Genomic DNA, 17774 nt, shown 5'->3' on the forward strand with positions numbered 1-17774 from the left:
TACTCTCGGACGATGCGCCTGTTCCCGCGAACCGTCACCACTCTCGCCGCTGGTCTCGCCGTCGGCCTCGCCGTCCCCGCCTCCCTGTCCGCGGCCTCGGCCGCGCCGGCTGTGCCCATCGAGAGCGTCACGCTGACCGGGAGCGGCTGGGGCCACGGCAAGGGCCTGTCGCAGTGGGGAGCCAAGGGAGCCGCGGACCAGGGCCTGAGTGCCGCCCAGATCCTCGACTTCTACTACCCGGGCACCGCGCCCGGCCTCGGCGGCGGCTCGGTGAAGGTGCTGATCACGGCCGACACCTCGAGCAGCGTCGTCGTCCAGCACCGCTCGAAGCTCAAGGTCCGCAGCCTCGCCACCGGGAAGGCCTGGAAGCTCGGCAAGCGCGGCGCGAAGCGCTGGAAGCTCACCGCCCACGGCGCCGACACGAAGCTGTCGGTGAAGACCAGGCGGTGGCACAAGGTCCGGATCATCCCGGGCCAGGCCGAGTTCCAGGGCAAGGGCGGCACGCTCCGGCTCTACGTCCCCGGTGGCGCCGTCGACTACCGCGGCAGGATCCGCTCCGTCGTCCCCGCCGACGGGCAGGGCCGCGACACGGTCAACGTCGTGAGCGTGGAGAAGTACCTGCGCGGGGTCGTTCCCTCGGAGATGCCCGCGAAGTGGAACCCGCAGGCGGTCCAGGCCCAGGCCGTGGCCGCGCGGACCTACGCGATCTTCGAGCGTGACAACAACGACCGCGGCGTCTTCGACGTCTGGGACACCACCCAGTCGCAGGTCTACCGCGGCGTCATGGCGGAGCAGCCTGAGTCGAACGCCGCCATCGCCGCCACCGCCGGCCAGATCCGGACGTACGGCGGGCTGCCGGCCTTCACCCAGTTCTCCTCGAGCAACGGCGGGTTCACCGCGCCGGGCAACCTGCCGTACCAGGTGGCCAAGGCCGACCCGTACGAGGCGACCTCCGGCAACCCGAACAACTCGTGGCAGGTCGTGCTGACCGACGAGGCGATCGAGGCGCAGTTCCCGGGGATCGGCGACTTCACGGGGCTCCAATTGACCCCCGACCCTGACCCGCAGGCGGGCGGCAGAGTCGTCAGCGTGAAGGTTGTCGGCGTGAGCAACAGCACGACGCTGACCGGCGACCAGTTCCGGGTCAGGTTCGGGCTGAGGTCGACGATGTTCGGTCAGACGGCCTGACCGGCGTCGCGCGCCCCGCCCGCAGGAACCCGCGCAGCAGCAACCCGGCGACCAACGCCCAGAACGCCGCTCCGATCCCCAGCACGGTGACACCCGAGGCCGCGACGACCAGCGTCGCTGCCGCGGGCTCGCGCTCGGCCGGGTCGGCGAGCCCCTCGGCGAGCGCGGCGCCGAGCGTGCCGAGCAGGGCCAGGCCGGCGGCCGCCTGCATCACGCCGTCGGCCGCGGCCGCGACCAGCGTGGCCAGGGCGGTGCTCGCGACCGCCAGCACGAGGTAGGCGACCGACGCGGTCACCGCGGCGATCCAGCGCCGCCGCGGGTCCGGCCCGGCGGTCGGCCCGGCGGAGAGGGCTGCGCTGATCGCGGCGAGGTTGATCGCGTGCCCGCCGGTGGGGGCGCCGACGACGGTGCCGATCCCGGTGACGGCGAGCGACTCGCGCCACGGGACGCGGTACCCGAAGCCGCTCATCACCGCGACGCCCGGCACGTTCTGCGAGGCCATGGTGACGACGTACAGCGGCAGTGCGATGCCGACCAGGGCCGACAGCGACCAGGTCGGCGTGGTCCAGGTCAGGTGCGGGGCGAGGTCGGCGGCATCGATCCGCGCCGTCGCCAGGACGGTCACCAGGGCGACCAGCAGCGCGCCCGGCACCGCCCAGCGCGGCGCGAGGCGGAGCAGGACCAGCCAGGTCACGACGAGCGGGGCGACGGCGGCGGGGGAGTCGACCAGCGCGGTGACCGGCGCGAGGCACAGCGGCAGCAGGACGCCGGCGAGCATCGCGCGGGCCAGGCTGTGCGGGATGGCCGCGACCAGGTCGCCGACCTTCGGCACCAGGGCGGTCAGCACGATGAGCACGCCGGTGGCGACGAAGGCGCCGACGGCAGCCGACCAGCCGCCGGTCACGCCGGTGGAGGTGGCGAGCAGGGCGGCGCCGGGGGTGGACCAGGCCAGGGTGATCGGGATCCGGTGCCGCACGGAGAGCCAGAGCATGCCGAGCGACTGGGTCACGAGCAGCGTGGCGAGGCCGGACGCGGCCTGCTCGGGCGTGGCGCCGACGGCCGTCAGGCCGGCGAGGCAGACGACGAACGAGCTGCTGAACCCGACCAGGGCCGTGACCACGCCCGCCATCACGGGACCGTGGGTAGTCTCCTCGGACACGCCGCCTCCTCGGGAACACCGATGCGGCGTTCTGTATACGGAACACCCTAGGGGGTCGGCGACAATGGCGCGAGACGTCGGCGCGCGGATCCGGGCCCTGCGCGAGGCGCGCGGCCTGTCCCTGTCCGCCCTGGCTGCCCAGGCCGGGATCGGGAAGGGCTCGCTGTCCGAGCTCGAGACCGGACGGCGCAATCCCACGCTCGACACGCTGTACGCCGTCGCGACCCCGCTCGGCGTACCGCTGGCCGCGCTGCTCGACGACCACGACGGTGCCGCCGTCGCCGACGAGGGCGTCGTGGCGACCCGGGTGCGGGTGGTGCGGGAACCGGGCCGGACGACCGAGGTCTACCTGCTCCGCCTCGCGGCCGGCGTCGAGCGCACCTCGCCCGCGCACCCCGCGGGCGTCGAGGAGCAGCTCGTCGTCCTCGCTGGTTCGGGGGAGGTCGAGCACGGCGGCGAGGTGGTCGCGATCGGACCCGGTGACCACGTGCGCTTCGCGGCCGACGTACCCCACGCCTACCGGGCCGGGCCCGACGAGGCGCTCGAGGCGGTCAACGTGATCGTCACGCCGGCCTGAGCGCCCTGCGGCCGGGGATCAGAACGGCGGCCAGCCGGTACCGCTGACCCGGAACCGGCCCCACGGGTCGACGTCGGCGACCTTGCCGTCGGCTTGGCCGTGCGCGGTCCGCAGGGTCACCGCGGACCCGCTGCGCACGGTGTCGAGTGCGTGGTCGACCGCGATCCGGCCGTACCAGTGGAAGTGCCCGTCGAGCGGCTGGAAGGCGCCGCGCAGGGTCACGGTCACGGGGTGCTCGACCGGCTGGACGCCCGCGACGACGAGGACCGCCGGGCCGTCGTACGACTCCTGGGGCTCGTGCAGCTCCGGTCGGGCGGTGCTCATCGGCGCTTCTCCGACCGGATCGGGGTGACCTTGCTGTCGCCGGCGTCGAGGCGCGACAGGTCGACGCCGCTCTCGGCGGCGGCGCCGGACAGCGCGTGCCAGATGAAGTCGCTGAGGTAGCCGGCCGCCGCGCTGCGCGAGACCGTGTGCCGCTCCAGCCACCACTGCCCGACGGAGGTGCCGAGACCGACGACGGCATGTGCCCACGGCTCGGCCGCGCCGGTGTCGCCGCCGAGGTGGCGCAGCGCGTCGCCGAGGAGGCGGGTCAGCTTGGCGGCGATCTGGTCCTTGCCCGCGGCGAGCGGGTCGGTGCCACCGGCCGGCCGACTGAGCAGGAGGAATGCCTGGGGGTGCTCGGCGAGGGTGTCGAGGTACGCCGCCACGCCCGCCGTCACCCGGTCCCGGGCGGATGCCGGCGCGAGGACGGCGGTGAGGACCCGGGCCAGGACCAGGTCGGCCGCCCAGGCGCCGACCGCGGCGTGCAGCTCGCCCTTGTCGGCGAAGTAGCGGTAGAGCACCGGCTTGCTGACCCCCGCCTCGGCCGCGATGTCGGCCACCGAGGCGTCCGGTCCGAGGTTGTCGATGGCCCGCACCGCTGCGAGGACGAACTCCTCGCGGCGCTCGGCGCGGTGTTGTTCCCAGCGGGTGGTGCGTCCGTCGCTCTTGACGTGGGGGGCCATGGGGACAACAGTACCTTTATCCGTTACCAACGGTAATACCTATGTCTCAGGAGGAGCCCCGTGACCCTCGTCGACGACGCCCTGTCCGAGCGGCTGCTGCGGTCGACCGCGCGCCAGTCGTACGACCCGGAGGTCGATCTCGACTGGAGCGCGCCGCCCGTCCCCGGGCTGTGGTGGATGCAGCCCGAGCGGATGTCGCTCTACGACACCCCGATGTGGAGGTCGCTCAGCGAGGAGCAGCGGATCACGCTGTCCATGCACGAGGTCGCCAGCATCGCGAGTGTCGGGATCTGGTTCGAGATCGTGCTCATGCAGCTGTTGCTGAGGGATGCCTATTCGAAGGATCCGACCTCGGCGCGCACCCAGTTCGCGCTGACCGAGGTCGGCGACGAGACCCGGCACACCGTGATGTTCGCCCGAGCGATCGGCTCGATGGGGGTGCCGGCGTACGGTCCGCGTCCCATGCCCCACCGGCTCGCCCGGCTCGGCCCGCTCGCGCTGCGCGGGGCGAGCGCGTACGCCGGCATCCTGATCGGCGAGGAGCCGGTCGACCGCTGGCAGCGGGAGATGATGCGCGACGAGCGGATCCAGCCGTTGACCCGGATGGTTGCCCGGATCCACGTCACCGAGGAGGCCCGCCACGTCACCTTCGCCCGCGACGAGCTCGCGAAGTCGGTGCGCGGTCTGGGGCGGACCAAGCTGCGCTGGCACCAGGCGATGACCGCCCAGGTGGCCTACGTGACGATGCGCTCGCTGGTCCACCCGGACGTCTACGAGGTCGTCGGGCTCGACCCGCAGGCGGCGCGACGCGAGGCGTTGGGCAACGAGAGCTACCGCGAGACGATCGCCTGGATGGGCGAGAAGGTGATGCCGGTGCTCCAGGAGAACGGCATGGTCTCCGAGCGCGACCGCAAGGTCTGGCGGGCGTCCTTCCTCATGCGCTGACCGCGGCGTCCTGCCGGGTGCGCCACCACGCGACGGTCTCGCTGATCGCCGCGTCGAACGGCGTCGGCTCCAGCCCGAGGCGCTGCTCGCTGCGTCGCGAGTCGAGCACGAACGGCGCGGTGAACTGGAAGGCCATCTCGGCCAGCTCGCGGGTGTCGCGGTGCACGAGGCCGACGGTGCGCAGCACCCCGGCGGAGATGGCGCCGAGCCGGGGGAGCGGTACGCCGGCGGCTGCGGCGAACGCGGTGGCCAGCTCGCGCTGGGTGAGGGCCGGCCCGGTGGGGGCGTGCAGGAACGAGCCGTGGAGGGCCGGATCGTCCGCGGCGCGGATCATCGCGGCCGCCAGGTCGGGCACGTAGGTGAACGAGTGCGGCTGGTCCAGGCTGCCGACCACGCGCAGGGTCTGCCCGGACAGGATCGCCGAGGCCAGCCGCTCGCCCGCGTGCGAGGTGAGCACTCGGGGCCCGAAGAAGTCCGACGCGGCGACGCTGACGGTCGGAGTCGCCGACGCGGCGCGAGCCCGCAGCAGCTCGGTCCGGATCCCGGGCTTGCCGCCGGACGCGTCGCGCGGCAGGTCCTCGGTGATCGGTCCGGTCACCTTGCCGTAGGAGTAGAGGCTCTCGGGGAAGACGACGACGGCGCCGGCGCGGCCGGCCGCCTCGAGCAGGGCCTGCTCGGTGGGGATCAGCTCGGCGCGCCACGTCGCGGCGTCGTAGCGCGACGCGTGGACGCAGTGGTGCACGGCGACCGCGCCCTCGAGGAGGGTGTCGAGCGCGCCCGGCTCGCCGACGTCGGCGCGGCGGCGCTCGATGAGCGGGTGCTCCGGGCCGCTGCCCGAACGGGTGACGAGGGCGACGCGCTCGCCCTGGTCGGCGAGCTGCAGGGCGATGGTGCTGCCGACGGGTCCGGCTCCGGTGACGACGTGGTGGCTCATGGGGTTCCTCTCCTGGGCGAAAGTGAGAGCAGTGCTCTCTGTTTTCGAGAATGCATGCTCTCGATTCGAAAAGCAAGAGCACTGCTCACTTTTGCGGCAACTGTTCACATTCATGGCATGATGCGGCCATGGCCACCACCCCGCGGGCGCGCGCCCGGGCGCAGACGATGGAGGACATCACCCGGATCGGCCGCCAGCACCTGGCGGAGTACGGCGCGGCCGCGCTGTCCCTGCGTGCCGTTGCCCGCGACCTCGGAGTCGTCTCGTCGGCGGTCTACCGGTACGTGAAGAGCCGCGACGACCTGCTGACCCTGCTCGTCGTCGACGGCTACGACGAGATGGCCGATGCCGTCGAGATGGCGCTGCGCCACCCCGCCGTCGCGCGGGCCGGCCACCGCGACCGGTTCCTCGCGTTCGGGCGGGCGGTGCGGACCTGGGCGCTGGTCGAGCCCGCCACCTACGCCCTGCTGTACGGCGCCCCCGTGCCCGGCTACGAGGCGCCGGCCGAGCAGACCACCGGCCCGGGCACCCGCGTGGTGCGGGTGCTGCTCGAGCTGGCCGCCGCCGCGCTGGCCGACGGCGCCCTGGTCGTGCGGGAGCCGGTCGCACCCGTGCCGTCTGCGCTCGTCGCGGGCTTCGACGAGGTGCGCGCGCAGTTCGGGATCGACCTGCCCGACGAGGTGCTCCTGGTCGGCGTGCTGGCGTGGGCCGGGATGTTCGGGTGCATCAGCTTCGAGGTGTTCGGCCAGTACGGACCGGGCGCGTTCGGCGACCCGGGTGCGCTCTTCGAGCACCACCTGGCCACGCTCGCCGAGGACCTCGGGCTCAGCGGATGAAGCGCTGCCGCGCGGCGATCACCTCGGCGTAGGCGGCCGGGGCCAGCGCGGCCCCCTCGCGTCGTACGCCGGCGACGGCGAGGACCAGCAGCCGGTTGAGCCGGACCTCGCTCGGCCGGCCGCGCGGGTCCCAGGCGCCGGTGCCGATGTCCATCCAGTACCGACCGGCGGCGGCCTCCTGGGCCTCGTCGCGGTCGTGGTCCTTGCTCGTCATCGCGAGGGCGTGCACGACCTCCCGGCCGTCGGCGCCGGTAGCGGTACCGATCACCAGCACCGGGCGGTCCTTGCCCTGGCTCGGGTCGTCCTCGTAGGGCACCCACGCCCAGACGACCTCGCCCGGGTCGGGGCGGTCGTCGTCGACGGGGGCATAGGTGCCGTCGGGCTGTCCGCTCATCGCTCCTCCAGGAATTGCCCGACCAGGCCGGGCGTCGCGGCCTCGGCGAGGGCGATCGCCGCGTCCGTGGGTACGTCGGGCACGTGCACCTGCCCCTTGCCGCCGGCCGTCGTCGCGGCCAGCGCGACCAGCCCGGCCCGGCGCTGGAACCAGGTGGCGCGCTGGTTCCAGCCGATCACGTGCCCGGCGGCGACGGCGTCGCGGCTGCGCAGCACCGAGCCCGAGCGCATCACGACGTGGCCGTCGACGAACGCGTGCCCGAGCGCCCGGGCCCGGTCCGTCGCGAGGGCGAGCGCGACGACGAGCGGGAGCAGGGCGCCGACGAGCAGCCAGGCCGGAGCGCCGACGAGGACGCCGAGCACCGCGGCCGCCACGAACGGCAGCGCGCCGAGCAGGGCTCGGGTGTAGCGCCGGGTCGTCGCGGTGCGGCCGTGGGGGAGCAGGGCGGTCGTCACCGGGGACGGGGTGCCGAGCACGGCCGACGCGACGTCGTAGCCGGTCGCCCGAGGGGCGGGCGGCAGCAGCATCGCCGAGCCGGCCTGGTCGCCGCTCAGACCGGTGACGATCGCGCCGACCCGGCGACCGCGCGCGACCCGCAGTGCCGCCGGCTCGCCGAGGCTGACGCCGGCGAGACGGGCGACGTCGATGCTGGTCTCGCGGCGGGTGAGCAGGCCCCGCCGTACGTGCCAGGCGGCGCCGTACCTGCTCAGGACGTAACCGCCGTTCGTGACGAGGTAGCCGCCGACGGCCAGCAGCACGACGAGGACGATCGCGCCGAGCACGACACCGACGACCAGGGTGAGGTCGAGGGCGGCGAGGTCCTCCTCGCTGACCCGGACCTGGATCAGCTCGTTGAGCTGGGCGCCGGTGGCGAGGATCGCACCGAGCCCGACGAGGGCGGTGCCGCTGAACGGGGCGTACCAGAGCCAGCGCGGCACGAACCGCGCCACGACCTGCTCCTGCTCGACCTGGTCTGCGGGCAGGGCGACTCCGGTGCCGGCCGGGGCGGCGGTGTGCAGCAGCTCGGAGCGCAGCCGGGCGGCCTCCTCCTGCGGCAGTGCGTCGAGCGCCAGGCGCTCGTCGCTGTCGCTGGTGACGCTGCCGGTGCCGATCACGACGGTCGTCAGCCCGAGCAGCCGGTGGACCGGCGAGGCGGTCAGGTCGACGGTGCGTACCCGGTCGACCGGCGTCGAGAGTGTGTGTCGCTGGAGCAGCCCGCGCTGCAGCTCGACCCGGCCGTCGGCGATCCGGTAGGTCGTCGTCAGGTATCGCACCACGCCGAGGCCCACCGGGATGCCGACGCCGAGCAGCGCCCACGGCCCGGTGCCGGACGCGCCGCCGGCCACCAGCAGGCCCACGAGGACCGGCAGGAACTTGCCGACCTCCTTGATCGGGTGCACGAGCAGCATGCGGGGATCGAGGCGCTGCCAGGGCACGGGCGGGGGAGGCGGCGGAGGAGGCGGCGGAGGAGGCAGGCTCACGTGGCGTCGCCCTCGACGAGGTCGGCCTTGCGGGTCAGCTCGTCGACGAGCGCGAGCGCCACCCGGCGGTCCAGACCCTCGATCTGCAGCGGCCCGGCTGCCGACGCGGTGGTCACCGTGACCGTCGCGAGGCCGAACAGTCGTGCCAGCGGGCCCTGCGCGAGGTCGACGGTCTGCACCCGCGACATCGGCGCGATCCGCCGCTCCTGGGCCCACCAGCCACGCTGCGTGTAGACCGCGTTCGCGGAGACCTCCCAGCGGTGCACGGCGTACCGCCACTGCGGTACGACGACCGCCACCGTCGCGCACACCACCACTGCCAGGGCGAGCAGCCACCAGCGCAGGCCGTCCGGCCCGAGCAGCACTGCCGCGACGCCCAGCCCGATCGCCACCACGAGCGCGGTGATCCCGGTCTCGACGTGCCACATCAGGCGGGCACGGGGACTGACCCGGTGGGCGGGATCACGCAGCTGGCTCACGCTGGCGAGCCTAGATGAGCCGTAGTCGGGCCTCCGGTCCGGACGCCGCTGGGACGATCGTCCCAGCGGACCCGCCGTCAATTCGTCCCAATTGACCATGGCCGCAAGGCCTTCGGTCATGATCGGCTCACTCCGCCCCGCAGCGCGAGACGTCCGACCTAGCCTTGACACCATGCTGGACACCCTGACCCTGCGCGTGGCCTTCGGCCTCGTGGCGGCATGTGTCCTCGCCCTCTTCTACGGCGTCACCTACCGGTCGACCCGGTCGTCGTACAGCGGCTGGTGGTGCGCCTCCCTGGCCTGCTTCATCGTCAGCGCGTCGCTCTTCCTGGGCAACGGCACGCCCGTCCAGGTGATCGCCAACCCGCTGGGCAATGCGACCGGCGTCCTCGGCGCGGCCTGCGTCTGGGCGGGCGGGCGCACGTTCCGCGAGCACCGGGTCCGCGCCTGGCAGCTGCTCGCCGTGCCGGCCGTGGTGCTCGTCGTGTCGCTGGCCGACGACCCGCGCACCGACATCTGGTCGGGCGGCGCGGTCTACCTGGCCGGCATGGCGCTCCTGATCGGTGCCTCGGCGCGCGAGCTCACCGTGCTCCTGCGCGCCCTCGAGCCGGGTGGGGCGACGCGGGCGCAGTACCGCTTCGTGCTCACCGCGATGGCCCTCGCCTCGGCGGTCATCTCGGTGTTCTACCTGGCGCGCACCATCGCGTTCGTGGCCGTCGGCCCGCAGCATCCGTTCTTCCAGGCGGCGTTCGGCGGCCAGGTCACGACGCTGCTGATGATGGTCCTGCTCGTCGTGGTCACGTTCAGCATGTCGGCCCTGAGCCACGAGCAGCAGACCTCGGAGCTGCGCCTGCAGGCGACCCGGGACGGGTTGACCGGACTGCTCAACCGGGCCGAGTTCCTCCGGGCGGCCCAGCGCGACATCGACCGCGGCCCGGTGCGGGCCGACGCAGCAGTGGTCGTCGCGGACCTCGACCGGTTCAAGAGCATCAACGACGGTCTCGGCCACGCCGCGGGCGACCGGGCGCTCACCGCGTTCGCCGACGCCTGCCAGGCCGTCGTGGGCCTGCGCGGCGTGATCGGGCGGCTCGGCGGCGACGAGTTCGTGTTGCTGGTCCGCGGGGCCCCGGCCGAGGCGGTGGTCGACGCGATCGCCCGGCACTACCGGGGCGACGACGAGGCCAGTCCGATGCCGACCGTCAGCTTCGGCATCGCATCGGTCGTGGCCGGCGACGACATAGCGCTGGCCCTGGCGTACGCCGACGAGGCCCTCTATGAAGCGAAGGCCGCCGGCCGTGCCCGGGCCGTGCGGGCCGCGCGGCGCGACGACCGCCCACCGTCACTGGTGGACGGTCGTCGTTCCGCGTGAGCTGGTCCAGACCAGTCGAGCCCGATCGCGCTTGACACTTCTCAGGCGAGCGAGGGCCGTCCTACCGTCGGCAGATGATGTCTCGTCGTGCCGGACGGATGACGTTGCCGGTGCTCGCCCTCGTCGCGTCGACACTGATCATGGCTCCCGCGCACGCGGCGACGACGCGGTACGCCGCACCCGGACGCAGTGACGCCAATCCGTGCACCCTGGCCGCGCCGTGCGACGTCGTCACCGCGGTCACCGGGGCGGCGTCCGGCGACACGGTGTTGCTGGCGCCCGGCCGCTACAGCGTCGGTTCCTCCATCAGCACGTCCTCTGCCGTGAGCATCCGGCCGCAGGTCGCCGGGACCCGGCCGGTGATCTCGTTCACGGGCTCGTACTCGTTCAGCCTCCACAACGCGGCCGCTGTCGTCGAGGACATCCGGATCGAGTCGCTGGCGATCACGAGCCTCGAGTGGGCGCTGCGCCTCCAGCCCGGCGTCGGCCGTCGCCTCGAGGTGGTGGCCGACGGCACCAGCGCCGGTGGCGCCGTCCTCAGCGACGGCGCCTCACTGATCGACAGCACGGTCTGGTCACGCTCGGCCGGCAGTGCCGCGATCAACTCCGGCCCGCAGGGTGCGACCTTCCGCAACGTGACGGCGATCGCCACCGGTTCCGGCAGCGCAGGCTTCTTCACCAACGACGGCTACACGTTGACGGGAGGCGCTTCGGTGACCTTCCAGAACTCGATCGTTCGTGGCGTGGCCTTCGACTACTACGTCTACAGCGCCAGTGCGGCCGAGCCGATCGCCGTCTCCATCGACCACGGCAACTACCTGACGACCTATCCGGCGCTGAACCACGCCACGATCACCGACCTCGGCGGTCACCAGACGGCGCTGCCCGCTTTCGTGTCCGCGGCGACCGGCGACCTCCGGCAGCAGGTCGTCTCGCCGACGCGGGATGCCGGCGCCCCGGTACCCGGTCTGAGCGTCACGGCTCTCGACGGTCAGGCGCGGGTCCAGGGGGCCGGCGTCGACATCGGCGCCGACGAGGTGGACGTGACGACGGCCTCCGTCATCGGCGTCAAGCTCAACAAGAGGAAGGGGATCGCCCGGCTGACGGTCGCTCTCCCGGCCGCGGGCACGCTGACCTCGACGGGCCGGAAGGTGAGGCCCGCGTCGGTGACGGCAGGCGCGGGCGGTGGTGTCGTCCTCGTCGTCAAGCCGACCCGCGCGGGGATGCGGAAGCTGCGCCGCACGGGTCGGCTCCGGGTCTCGCTCGTCCTCGGCTGGGCACCGGACCGCGGGGTCGGCGTCGCGCCGGCGCCGTACGTGGTCCGGTTCAGGCTGCGGCACTGAGCCGGACCTGCACGGGATCAGCCCCGCGCGATCCGCTTCGACAGGCGGAGGTCGTCGCCGATCGCAGAGCGGCTGAACCCGTCGTCCATGACCATCTTCTGCTTGCGCATCTGGGCGGCGCCGACGCCGACGCGCACCCACCCGGGCGTGCCGAGGCAGGCGGTCGGGACGACGAAGGTGACGACCTTGCGCTCCAGGGTGGCGGTGAGTCCCTCGCACGCGACCTCGTCCATCTTCCGGTTCAGGGTCACCCCGGACTCGCCGAGGAACTTCAGGTACGTGAGCTCGAACGTGCCGGTCGGGGCCTTGAGCTGCGCTCCCAGGAAGAGCCGCTTCGTGGGCAGGGCGCCCCGGGTGCGGAACCGGATGGTCAGGGCCTCGGTGCCGTGGTTGATCTGCACCCGCCGGATGTCGACGCGGCGCTCGCTGGCCGCCGGCTGCGTCCGCTCGCTGTCGATGTCGCCGACGTGGACGTCGCGCGCCGGGTCGGTGTGGACCAGATCGGCGGCGGAGGCCAGGCCGGGGGCGGTGAGGAGGAGGCCGGCAGCGCAGGCGAGCGCGGCAACGGTACGAAGCACGGGGGTCATGCGGGTCATCCTCCGATGAATCCGTCGCCGTCGCTGGGAAAAACGACGAGCTCGCTGGTTAACAAACGTTAACCTCGTGGCCTACGATGGGGCCATGACCCAGTTCGAGCTGTCGCGCGAGCACGAGGAGTTCCGCCGTACCGTCCGGGACTTCGCCGATGCCACGATCCGCCCGCACGTTGCGGAGTGGGACAAGGCGCACCACTTCCCGACCGACGTCGTCCAGAAGATGGGTGAGCTGGGGCTGTTCGGCCTCACCGCCCCCGAGGAGTACGGCGGCGCCGGGCTCGACGCTGCCGACGGCCCGTTCACCTCGCTGTGCCTGGCGATCGAAGAGCTCGGCCGGGTCGACCAGTCGATGGGCATCACGCTCGAGGCGGGCGTCGGCCTCGGCATCAACCCGATCCTGACCTACGGCAGCGACGAGCAGAAGAAGACCTGGCTGCCCGAGCTGGTCTCCGGCCAGCGGCTCGCCGGCTTCGGCCTCACCGAGCCGGGCGCGGGCTCCGACGCGGGGGCCACCAAGACCCGCGCCGAGCTCGACAACGGCGAGTGGGTGATCAACGGCGGCAAGCAGTTCATCACCAACTCCGGCTCCGAGATCACCAGCCTCGTCACGGTCACCGCGCGCACCGGTGTCTCCGCGTCCGGCAAGCCGGAGATCTCCGCGATCATCGTGCCCGCCGACACGCCGGGCTTCGTCGCCGAGCCGGCGTACGACAAGCTCGGCTGGCACATCTCCGACACGCACCCGCTCTCGTTCACCGACTGCCGGGTGCCCGAGCAGAACCTGGTCGGCGAGAAGGGCCGCGGCTACGCGCAGTTCCTCGCCATCCTCGACGACGGCCGGGTCGCCATCGCCGCGCTCGCCGTCGGCCTGATCCAGGCGTGCGTCGACCTGTGCGTCGAGTACTCCCTCGACCGCCAGACCATGGGCGGCCCGATCGGGCGCAAGCAGGGCGTCGCCTTCCAGATCGCCGACCTCGAGGTCATGCTGCACGCCTCACGGATGCTGACCTACCGCGCGGCCGCGATGAAGGACGCGATGGAGGGTGGCCGCGGCCCCTCGATGAGGGAGTTCAAGCAGGCCGCGTCGGTCGCCAAGCTCTACGCGAGCGAGTCCGCCGTCACCGCGACCCGGATCGCGACCCAGGTCTTCGGTGGCTACGGCTTCATGGAGGAGTACCCCGTCGCGCGGTTCTACCGCGACGCCAAGATCCTCGAGATCGGCGAGGGCACGTCCGAGGTGCAGCGGATGCTCATCGCCCGCGGACTCGGGCTCCCCGTCGAGTAGGACGTCTCCTGCGGTGGCGGCGTACGCCGACCGCCACCGCAACGAGCACCACCAGCGCGCCGGCTCCGATCCAGATCGGGGTCGGCGCGCTGTGCTCGTCGGGTGCGACCGGCGTCGCGTCCTCGTGGCTGGGCCCGGTGTAGTCAGGGACGCCGTCGGCCGGGACGCCGTCGACGGCGAGGGTCACGGTCACGGTCGCCGGTGCGGCCTCGGGCGGCAGCCCGACGAGCACGTAGTGGTTGCCCGCGAGCGACGCACCCGCCCGGGTCGGGTCGAACGAGTTCCGGTGGAGGTACGACGTCACGTGGCTCTGCGCCCATCCCGGACCGCTCGACGCGACGTCCTCACCGAACAGGGGACCGAGGACGGTCACCGTCGCGTCGGCGCTGCTGTCGACCTGGGCGCGGAGGTCCTGGTCCCAGTCGAGCGGGACGGCCAGCACCGCCTGCCGACCGGGCCGGAGCACGACCTCGTGGCTGCCCGGCTCGACGACGGGAGCGTCGTCGGGCGTCGTACCGGCGTCGACCGGCGGCGGTGACGGATCCGGCTCCAACGGCTGCCAGGTCGGCTCCGCGGGCTCGGGCAGCAGGTCGTACGCGTACGTCGACAGCGGCGGCTCCTCTTCGACCACCAGGGTCGCGGCACGACCTCGGTCGACCGGGTCGCTCGGCAGGCCGACGATCACGAACAGCTCCTCGGCCGTGCCGCACGGGTGGTCCGGCTGGTCGGTCCAGGTCGACGCGGTCGTCGTGAGCAGGGGAGCCGGCTCGCCGAGGGTCGGGCGGAACACCGCGCCGCTCCCGCAGCCGGTGTCGGCGGGCGTCGTACCGATGGTGAGGCGGACGCCCTCGCCGACCGAGTCCCCGGCGCCGACGTACCAGAGCCCGACGTGGAAGGTGCTGCCCGTCGCGGTGCGCTGCAGCCGGAAGGTCGTCGGAGCGTCGGCCGGCAGGGTGATCGGCTGGCTGCCCGAGGTCAGCGTGGGGACGTCGGCGTGCGCCGGCGCCGGCAGCGCGGAGACCAGGGCCGGCAGCGCCAGCAGGACGGCGAGCAGGCGGGTCAGCGCGCCCAGAGGTCGGTCCACGAGTGCCCGAGCTCCCGGACCAGCCCGCGCAGCAGCGGCAGGCTGACCCCGACGACGTTGTGGTGGTCGCCCTCGATGCTGGTCACGAACCCGCCGCCGAGGCCGTCGACGGTGAACGCGCCGGCGACGTGCAACGGCTCGCCGGTCGCGACGTACGCGGCGATCTCGTCATCGGTCACGTCGGCGAAGTGGACCCTCGTCGAGGCGGTCGCGGCGACCTGGTGCCCGTTCGCCCGGTCGTGCAGGCAGTGGCCGGTGTGCAGGACCCCGGACCGCCCGCGCATCGCCTGCCAGCGGCGGGTCGCGTCGTCGGCGTCGTCGGGCTTGCCGAGGGCGACCCCGTCGAGCTCGAGCACCGAGTCGCAGCCGAGGACCAGCCCGTCAGCCGGCACGTCGTCGCGCCCGACCACCGCACCGCACTTGAGCTCGGCCAGCCGCAGCGCCAGCTCGGCGGGCGGTACGTCGGTGACCTGCGACTCGTCGACGCCGGAGACGATCACCTGCGGGTCGAGACCGGCACTGCGCAGGGTCGCCAGGCGTGCGGGGGAGGCAGAGGCGAGCACGAAGGTCGGCACGTCGTCACCCTAACGAGGTCCGGCGACGCAACCTTTTCGGCACCTCGTGAGTCGTGATCGGTGACAGGCTGACGACGTGGACCCGGGAGGTGCCGTGGACGGTGGGGCCGACGACCCGATCCGGCGGTGCTTCGACGCGTCGTACCGGCGACTGGTGGGGCAGCTGTACGGCGTCTGCGGCAGCCTCACCGAGGCCGAGGAGGTCGTCGCGGAGGCGTTCGTCCGAGCCGTGGCGTCCCGGCGCACCTTCGAGCGGGTCGAGCAGCCCGAGGCCTGGCTGCGGACGGTGGCCGTCAACGTCGCCCGGACCCGGCGCCGACGCAGCATCCTCGGCGACCGCCTGACCCGCAGTCGTGCGGAGCGGCCGGTCGTGCGTGACGCCGAGCTGTCCGAGGACCGGCTGGTGCTGGTCGCCGCTCTCCGGACGCTGCCGGCGCCTCAGCGCGAGGCGCTCGCCCTGCACTACCTCGCCGACCTCCCGGTCGCGGAGGTCGCGGCCACCCTCGGCGTCGCCGTCGGCACGGTGAAGGCCCGGCTCAGCCGCGGCCGTACTGCCCTCGCTGCCGCGCTCGATGCCGCCACCCTCGTGAACGGAGGACCCCGTGGCTGACCCCGACCGGTTCCTGACCGACGACCCCGGAGTCGTGGCCCGCAGTGCGGAGGAGGCGGCCGTGGTGCCCGACTTCGCGGGCGTCGTACGACGGGGGCGGGTGCGCCGGGCCCGTCGCCAGGCCGGCGCGCTCGGTGCCGCTGCCCTGGCCGTCGCCGGCATCGTCGCGTCCGTGCAGCTGCTCGGTCCGGGCGGCGAGGCGCCGTCCCCGGCTCCGACCCCGGCTCCGTCCCCGCACCGGCCCACGTCGCTGGGGGTGCCGTACTGGAGCGACGGGCAGCTGCACGTCGGCGCGCGGCGCATCGAGACCCCGCACCATGCGCTGCGCTTCGCCGGCGGCACCACGCTGGTCGGGACGTCGGGCCCGATGGGTCGCAGCCAGTGGTTCCTCGTGACCGGCGGCGCGCTGGTGCCGGTGATCGACACGCCGTACCCGACGACGGCGGCCGTGTCGCCCGACGGCGCCGTGGTGGCGCTCGTCGAGCACGTCGCGGAGGACCGGCGGCGCCTCGTGCTGTGGGACGTCGCGCTCCTCGGCGTGACCGCCACGACAGAGGTCCCGGTCCGCGTCGAGTGCTGCGACCAGGCCGGCGAGCTGAGTGTCCTCGGCATCGACCTCGACCACCGGGTCCTCTACGTCGACCGGCGGGCGATGCTGTGGACGCCCGGCGGGGCTCCCGTGGAGGTGACCGGGGCACCGTGGACCTCGTTCGTCCCGGGCAGCCAGCAGTGGCCGGGCGGTGCCACTCACCAGGACAGCAGCGCATCCGCGGGCCGCCCGGCGGGAGTCTTCGGGACCATCGACGCCGACGGCGCGTTCCGGCGGCAGGGGACGGTCGCGAGCGACCAGATCGGACTGTGGTCGCCCGACGGTGCCAGCTTCGTGTCTCCGGAAGGGGACCGGATGCTGGTCGAGCGTGTCGATGGCGCACCCCCGACCGACCTTCCCGTGCCGCGCGGCGGGCGGTGGACGTTGGTGGCGTGGGAGTCGCCGACCGACGTGCTGCTCGCTGTCCGCGGCGAGCTGGAGGACAGCGGGCTCGTCCCGGTCATCGCCCTCGCCCGGTGCGACGTGCGGGCCGTGACGTGCTCGAAACTCGACGCACCCACGGAACCGGTGGCGTGGCCGGTGGTCGGTCTGTGGTGACGCCCGCTCGTGGCAGGGTGCACCCCATGTCGGGGACGAAGGTGGCAGTGATGTCGTCGGTCGCGACGGCGGTGGTCGTGCTGCTGCTCGCCACGGGAGCGTGGTTCGGGCTCAAGGCGCTCGACGGGTACGGGCGCGAGGAGCTGTGGTCCGAGTGCTCCAGCGCGACGGCGCCCGCATCCGAGGGCTATTGCGTGGTCGTGTCCCGCTACCCCGCGACGCCGGCCCACTCCGAACGGATCCACCTGGAGATCGCCCAGCTCGTCAGTGGCGTCCTCAACCCCTACCGCTTCGTCGGCGGCTACCCGTTCCTCGCCTCCGGCGCCGGCTCGCCGCTCGATGTCGACTGGTCGGCCGTCGACGACCGGATCGTGGTCACCGACCCGCGCACCGGCAGCGCCATCACCTACACAGCGGACGAGTACACCGGGGGCCGCTGACCTGGACGTGCCGACGTCCCCGCAACCAGATGGTTCGCGGGGTGCAGGGCGTGGTGGCTACTCGTCCGGCGGGTGGATGGGGTGGGTGCCGCGGTGGTCGACCCGGAACTGGTAGCCGTTGGGGCTGGTCCACACGTAGGTGGCCGGCATCGGGGTCGCGTAGTGCCAGGCCGAGTGGGTCTTGGCGCGGTGGTGTCGTCTGCAGAGCGGGACGAGGTTGCACGGGCAGGTCGGTCCACCCTCGCCGTGGGCGCGGGCGTGGTCGAGGTCGCACCGGGTGGCGGGGCGGGTGCAGTGCGGGAACCGGCAGGTGTGGTCCCGCAGTTGA

General features: G+C 73.3%; 21 protein-coding genes. 10 read left to right on the plus strand and 11 right to left on the minus strand.

Annotated features, from left to right (window positions below; translation table 11 throughout):
• Nucleotides 1-12 precede the first annotated feature (12 nt).
• The gene (locus ACZYRU_RS24300; protein ID WP_488959679.1) at nucleotides 13-1188 is read left to right on the plus strand and encodes a SpoIID/LytB domain-containing protein; all 1176 of its coding nucleotides are present in this window, start codon (nucleotides 13-15) and stop codon (nucleotides 1186-1188) included.
• Here the strand turns inward: ACZYRU_RS24300 and ACZYRU_RS24305 are convergent.
• On the minus strand, nucleotides 1145-2347 hold the full coding sequence (locus ACZYRU_RS24305; protein WP_488959680.1) for a benzoate/H(+) symporter BenE family transporter: 1203 nt from the start codon (nucleotides 2345-2347) through the stop codon (nucleotides 1145-1147). The two genes, ACZYRU_RS24300 and ACZYRU_RS24305, sit on opposite strands and share 44 nt — an antisense overlap.
• A 64-nt stretch (nucleotides 2348-2411) precedes the next feature.
• On the opposite strand from ACZYRU_RS24305, the gene ACZYRU_RS24310 reads away from it, so the two are divergent.
• Nucleotides 2412-2924 carry a helix-turn-helix domain-containing protein gene (locus ACZYRU_RS24310; RefSeq protein ID WP_488959681.1) on the plus strand — a complete coding sequence of 171 codons (513 nt, stop codon included), beginning with the start codon at nucleotides 2412-2414 and terminating at the stop codon, nucleotides 2922-2924.
• Between the two features lie 18 nt (nucleotides 2925-2942).
• On the opposite strand, the gene ACZYRU_RS24315 is transcribed toward ACZYRU_RS24310, so the two are convergent.
• Both ACZYRU_RS24315 and ACZYRU_RS24320 read right to left on the minus strand, forming a co-directional pair.
• Nucleotides 2943-3248, minus strand: coding sequence for a DUF4873 domain-containing protein (locus ACZYRU_RS24315; protein WP_488959682.1), 306 nt, complete (start codon nucleotides 3246-3248; stop codon nucleotides 2943-2945).
• Entirely contained in the window at nucleotides 3245-3928 is a 684-nt protein-coding gene (locus ACZYRU_RS24320) for a TetR/AcrR family transcriptional regulator (protein WP_488959683.1), read from the minus strand. The genes ACZYRU_RS24315 and ACZYRU_RS24320 overlap by 4 nt, the downstream gene beginning before the upstream one ends.
• Nucleotides 3929-3988: 60 nt before the next feature.
• Between ACZYRU_RS24320 and ACZYRU_RS24325 the strand changes: the two genes are divergently transcribed.
• Complete coding sequence (locus ACZYRU_RS24325; protein WP_488959684.1) at nucleotides 3989-4873, plus strand: AurF N-oxygenase family protein; 885 nt, start codon at nucleotides 3989-3991, stop codon at nucleotides 4871-4873.
• Here the strand turns inward: ACZYRU_RS24325 and ACZYRU_RS24330 are convergent.
• Nucleotides 4863-5807: an NAD-dependent epimerase/dehydratase family protein gene (locus ACZYRU_RS24330; RefSeq protein WP_488959685.1), complete on the minus strand. Its 945-nt coding sequence runs from the start codon at nucleotides 5805-5807 to the stop codon at nucleotides 4863-4865. The genes ACZYRU_RS24325 and ACZYRU_RS24330 overlap by 11 nt on opposite strands.
• A 128-nt stretch (nucleotides 5808-5935) precedes the next feature.
• On the opposite strand from ACZYRU_RS24330, the gene ACZYRU_RS24335 reads away from it, so the two are divergent.
• Nucleotides 5936-6643 carry a TetR/AcrR family transcriptional regulator gene (locus ACZYRU_RS24335; protein WP_488959686.1) on the plus strand — a complete coding sequence of 236 codons (708 nt, stop codon included), beginning with the start codon at nucleotides 5936-5938 and terminating at the stop codon, nucleotides 6641-6643.
• Here ACZYRU_RS24335 and ACZYRU_RS24340 read toward each other — a convergent pair.
• The 3 genes from ACZYRU_RS24340 to ACZYRU_RS24350 form a co-directional block, all read right to left on the minus strand.
• Nucleotides 6633-7037 (minus strand): type II toxin-antitoxin system PemK/MazF family toxin, encoded by a 405-nt coding sequence (locus ACZYRU_RS24340; RefSeq protein WP_488959687.1) that lies wholly within the window; start codon nucleotides 7035-7037, stop codon nucleotides 6633-6635. The genes ACZYRU_RS24335 and ACZYRU_RS24340 overlap by 11 nt on opposite strands.
• Nucleotides 7034-8446: a PH domain-containing protein gene (locus ACZYRU_RS24345; RefSeq protein ID WP_488959688.1), complete on the minus strand. Its 1413-nt coding sequence runs from the start codon at nucleotides 8444-8446 to the stop codon at nucleotides 7034-7036. Before ACZYRU_RS24345 ends, ACZYRU_RS24340 begins: the two co-directional genes overlap by 4 nt.
• 68 nt (nucleotides 8447-8514) lie before the next feature.
• Nucleotides 8515-8997, minus strand: coding sequence for a PH domain-containing protein (locus ACZYRU_RS24350; RefSeq protein ID WP_488959689.1), 483 nt, complete (start codon nucleotides 8995-8997; stop codon nucleotides 8515-8517).
• Nucleotides 8998-9169: 172 nt separating this feature from the next.
• Here ACZYRU_RS24350 and ACZYRU_RS24355 point away from each other — a divergent pair, with 172 nt between their 5' ends.
• Entirely contained in the window at nucleotides 9170-10366 is a 1197-nt protein-coding gene (locus tag ACZYRU_RS24355) for a GGDEF domain-containing protein (protein ID WP_488959690.1), read from the plus strand.
• A 74-nt stretch (nucleotides 10367-10440) separates the two neighbouring features.
• On the plus strand, nucleotides 10441-11709 hold the full coding sequence (locus ACZYRU_RS24360; RefSeq protein WP_488959691.1) for a hypothetical protein: 1269 nt from the start codon (nucleotides 10441-10443) through the stop codon (nucleotides 11707-11709).
• Nucleotides 11710-11726: 17 nt separating this feature from the next.
• Here ACZYRU_RS24360 and ACZYRU_RS24365 read toward each other — a convergent pair whose 3' ends face one another.
• On the minus strand, nucleotides 11727-12296 hold the full coding sequence (locus tag ACZYRU_RS24365) for a hypothetical protein (protein WP_488959692.1): 570 nt from the start codon (nucleotides 12294-12296) through the stop codon (nucleotides 11727-11729).
• Nucleotides 12297-12390: 94 nt separating this feature from the next.
• Here ACZYRU_RS24365 and ACZYRU_RS24370 point away from each other — a divergent pair, with 94 nt between their 5' ends.
• Nucleotides 12391-13590: an acyl-CoA dehydrogenase family protein gene (locus ACZYRU_RS24370; protein ID WP_488959693.1), complete on the plus strand. Its 1200-nt coding sequence runs from the start codon at nucleotides 12391-12393 to the stop codon at nucleotides 13588-13590.
• On the opposite strand, the gene ACZYRU_RS24375 is transcribed toward ACZYRU_RS24370, so the two are convergent.
• Both ACZYRU_RS24375 and ACZYRU_RS24380 read right to left on the minus strand, forming a co-directional pair.
• Nucleotides 13556-14674: a hypothetical protein gene (locus tag ACZYRU_RS24375; RefSeq protein WP_488959694.1), complete on the minus strand. Its 1119-nt coding sequence runs from the start codon at nucleotides 14672-14674 to the stop codon at nucleotides 13556-13558. The two genes, ACZYRU_RS24370 and ACZYRU_RS24375, sit on opposite strands and share 35 nt — an antisense overlap.
• Entirely contained in the window at nucleotides 14650-15249 is a 600-nt protein-coding gene (locus ACZYRU_RS24380) for a Maf family protein (RefSeq protein ID WP_488959695.1), read from the minus strand. The genes ACZYRU_RS24375 and ACZYRU_RS24380 overlap by 25 nt, the downstream gene beginning before the upstream one ends.
• Before the next feature lie 76 nt (nucleotides 15250-15325).
• On the opposite strand from ACZYRU_RS24380, the gene ACZYRU_RS24385 reads away from it, so the two are divergent.
• From ACZYRU_RS24385 to ACZYRU_RS24395, 3 genes are read left to right on the plus strand one after another with little or no spacing between them, the layout of a single operon-like run.
• A complete protein-coding gene (locus ACZYRU_RS24385) occupies nucleotides 15326-15859 on the plus strand; it encodes an RNA polymerase sigma factor (RefSeq protein WP_488959696.1) in 534 nt (177 codons plus the stop codon).
• Nucleotides 15852-17006 carry a hypothetical protein gene (locus tag ACZYRU_RS24390; RefSeq protein WP_488959697.1) on the plus strand — a complete coding sequence of 385 codons (1155 nt, stop codon included), beginning with the start codon at nucleotides 15852-15854 and terminating at the stop codon, nucleotides 17004-17006. Before ACZYRU_RS24385 ends, ACZYRU_RS24390 begins: the two co-directional genes overlap by 8 nt.
• Nucleotides 17007-17032: 26 nt before the next feature.
• Nucleotides 17033-17446 carry a hypothetical protein gene (locus ACZYRU_RS24395; RefSeq protein ID WP_488959698.1) on the plus strand — a complete coding sequence of 138 codons (414 nt, stop codon included), beginning with the start codon at nucleotides 17033-17035 and terminating at the stop codon, nucleotides 17444-17446.
• 57 nt (nucleotides 17447-17503) lie between these two features.
• Here ACZYRU_RS24395 and ACZYRU_RS24400 read toward each other — a convergent pair.
• Nucleotides 17504-17774 (minus strand): HNH endonuclease signature motif containing protein (locus tag ACZYRU_RS24400; protein WP_488959699.1); only part of this gene is annotated, 271 nt, incomplete at its 5' end.

The organism is Nocardioides sp. F233 (assembly GCF_057813895.1).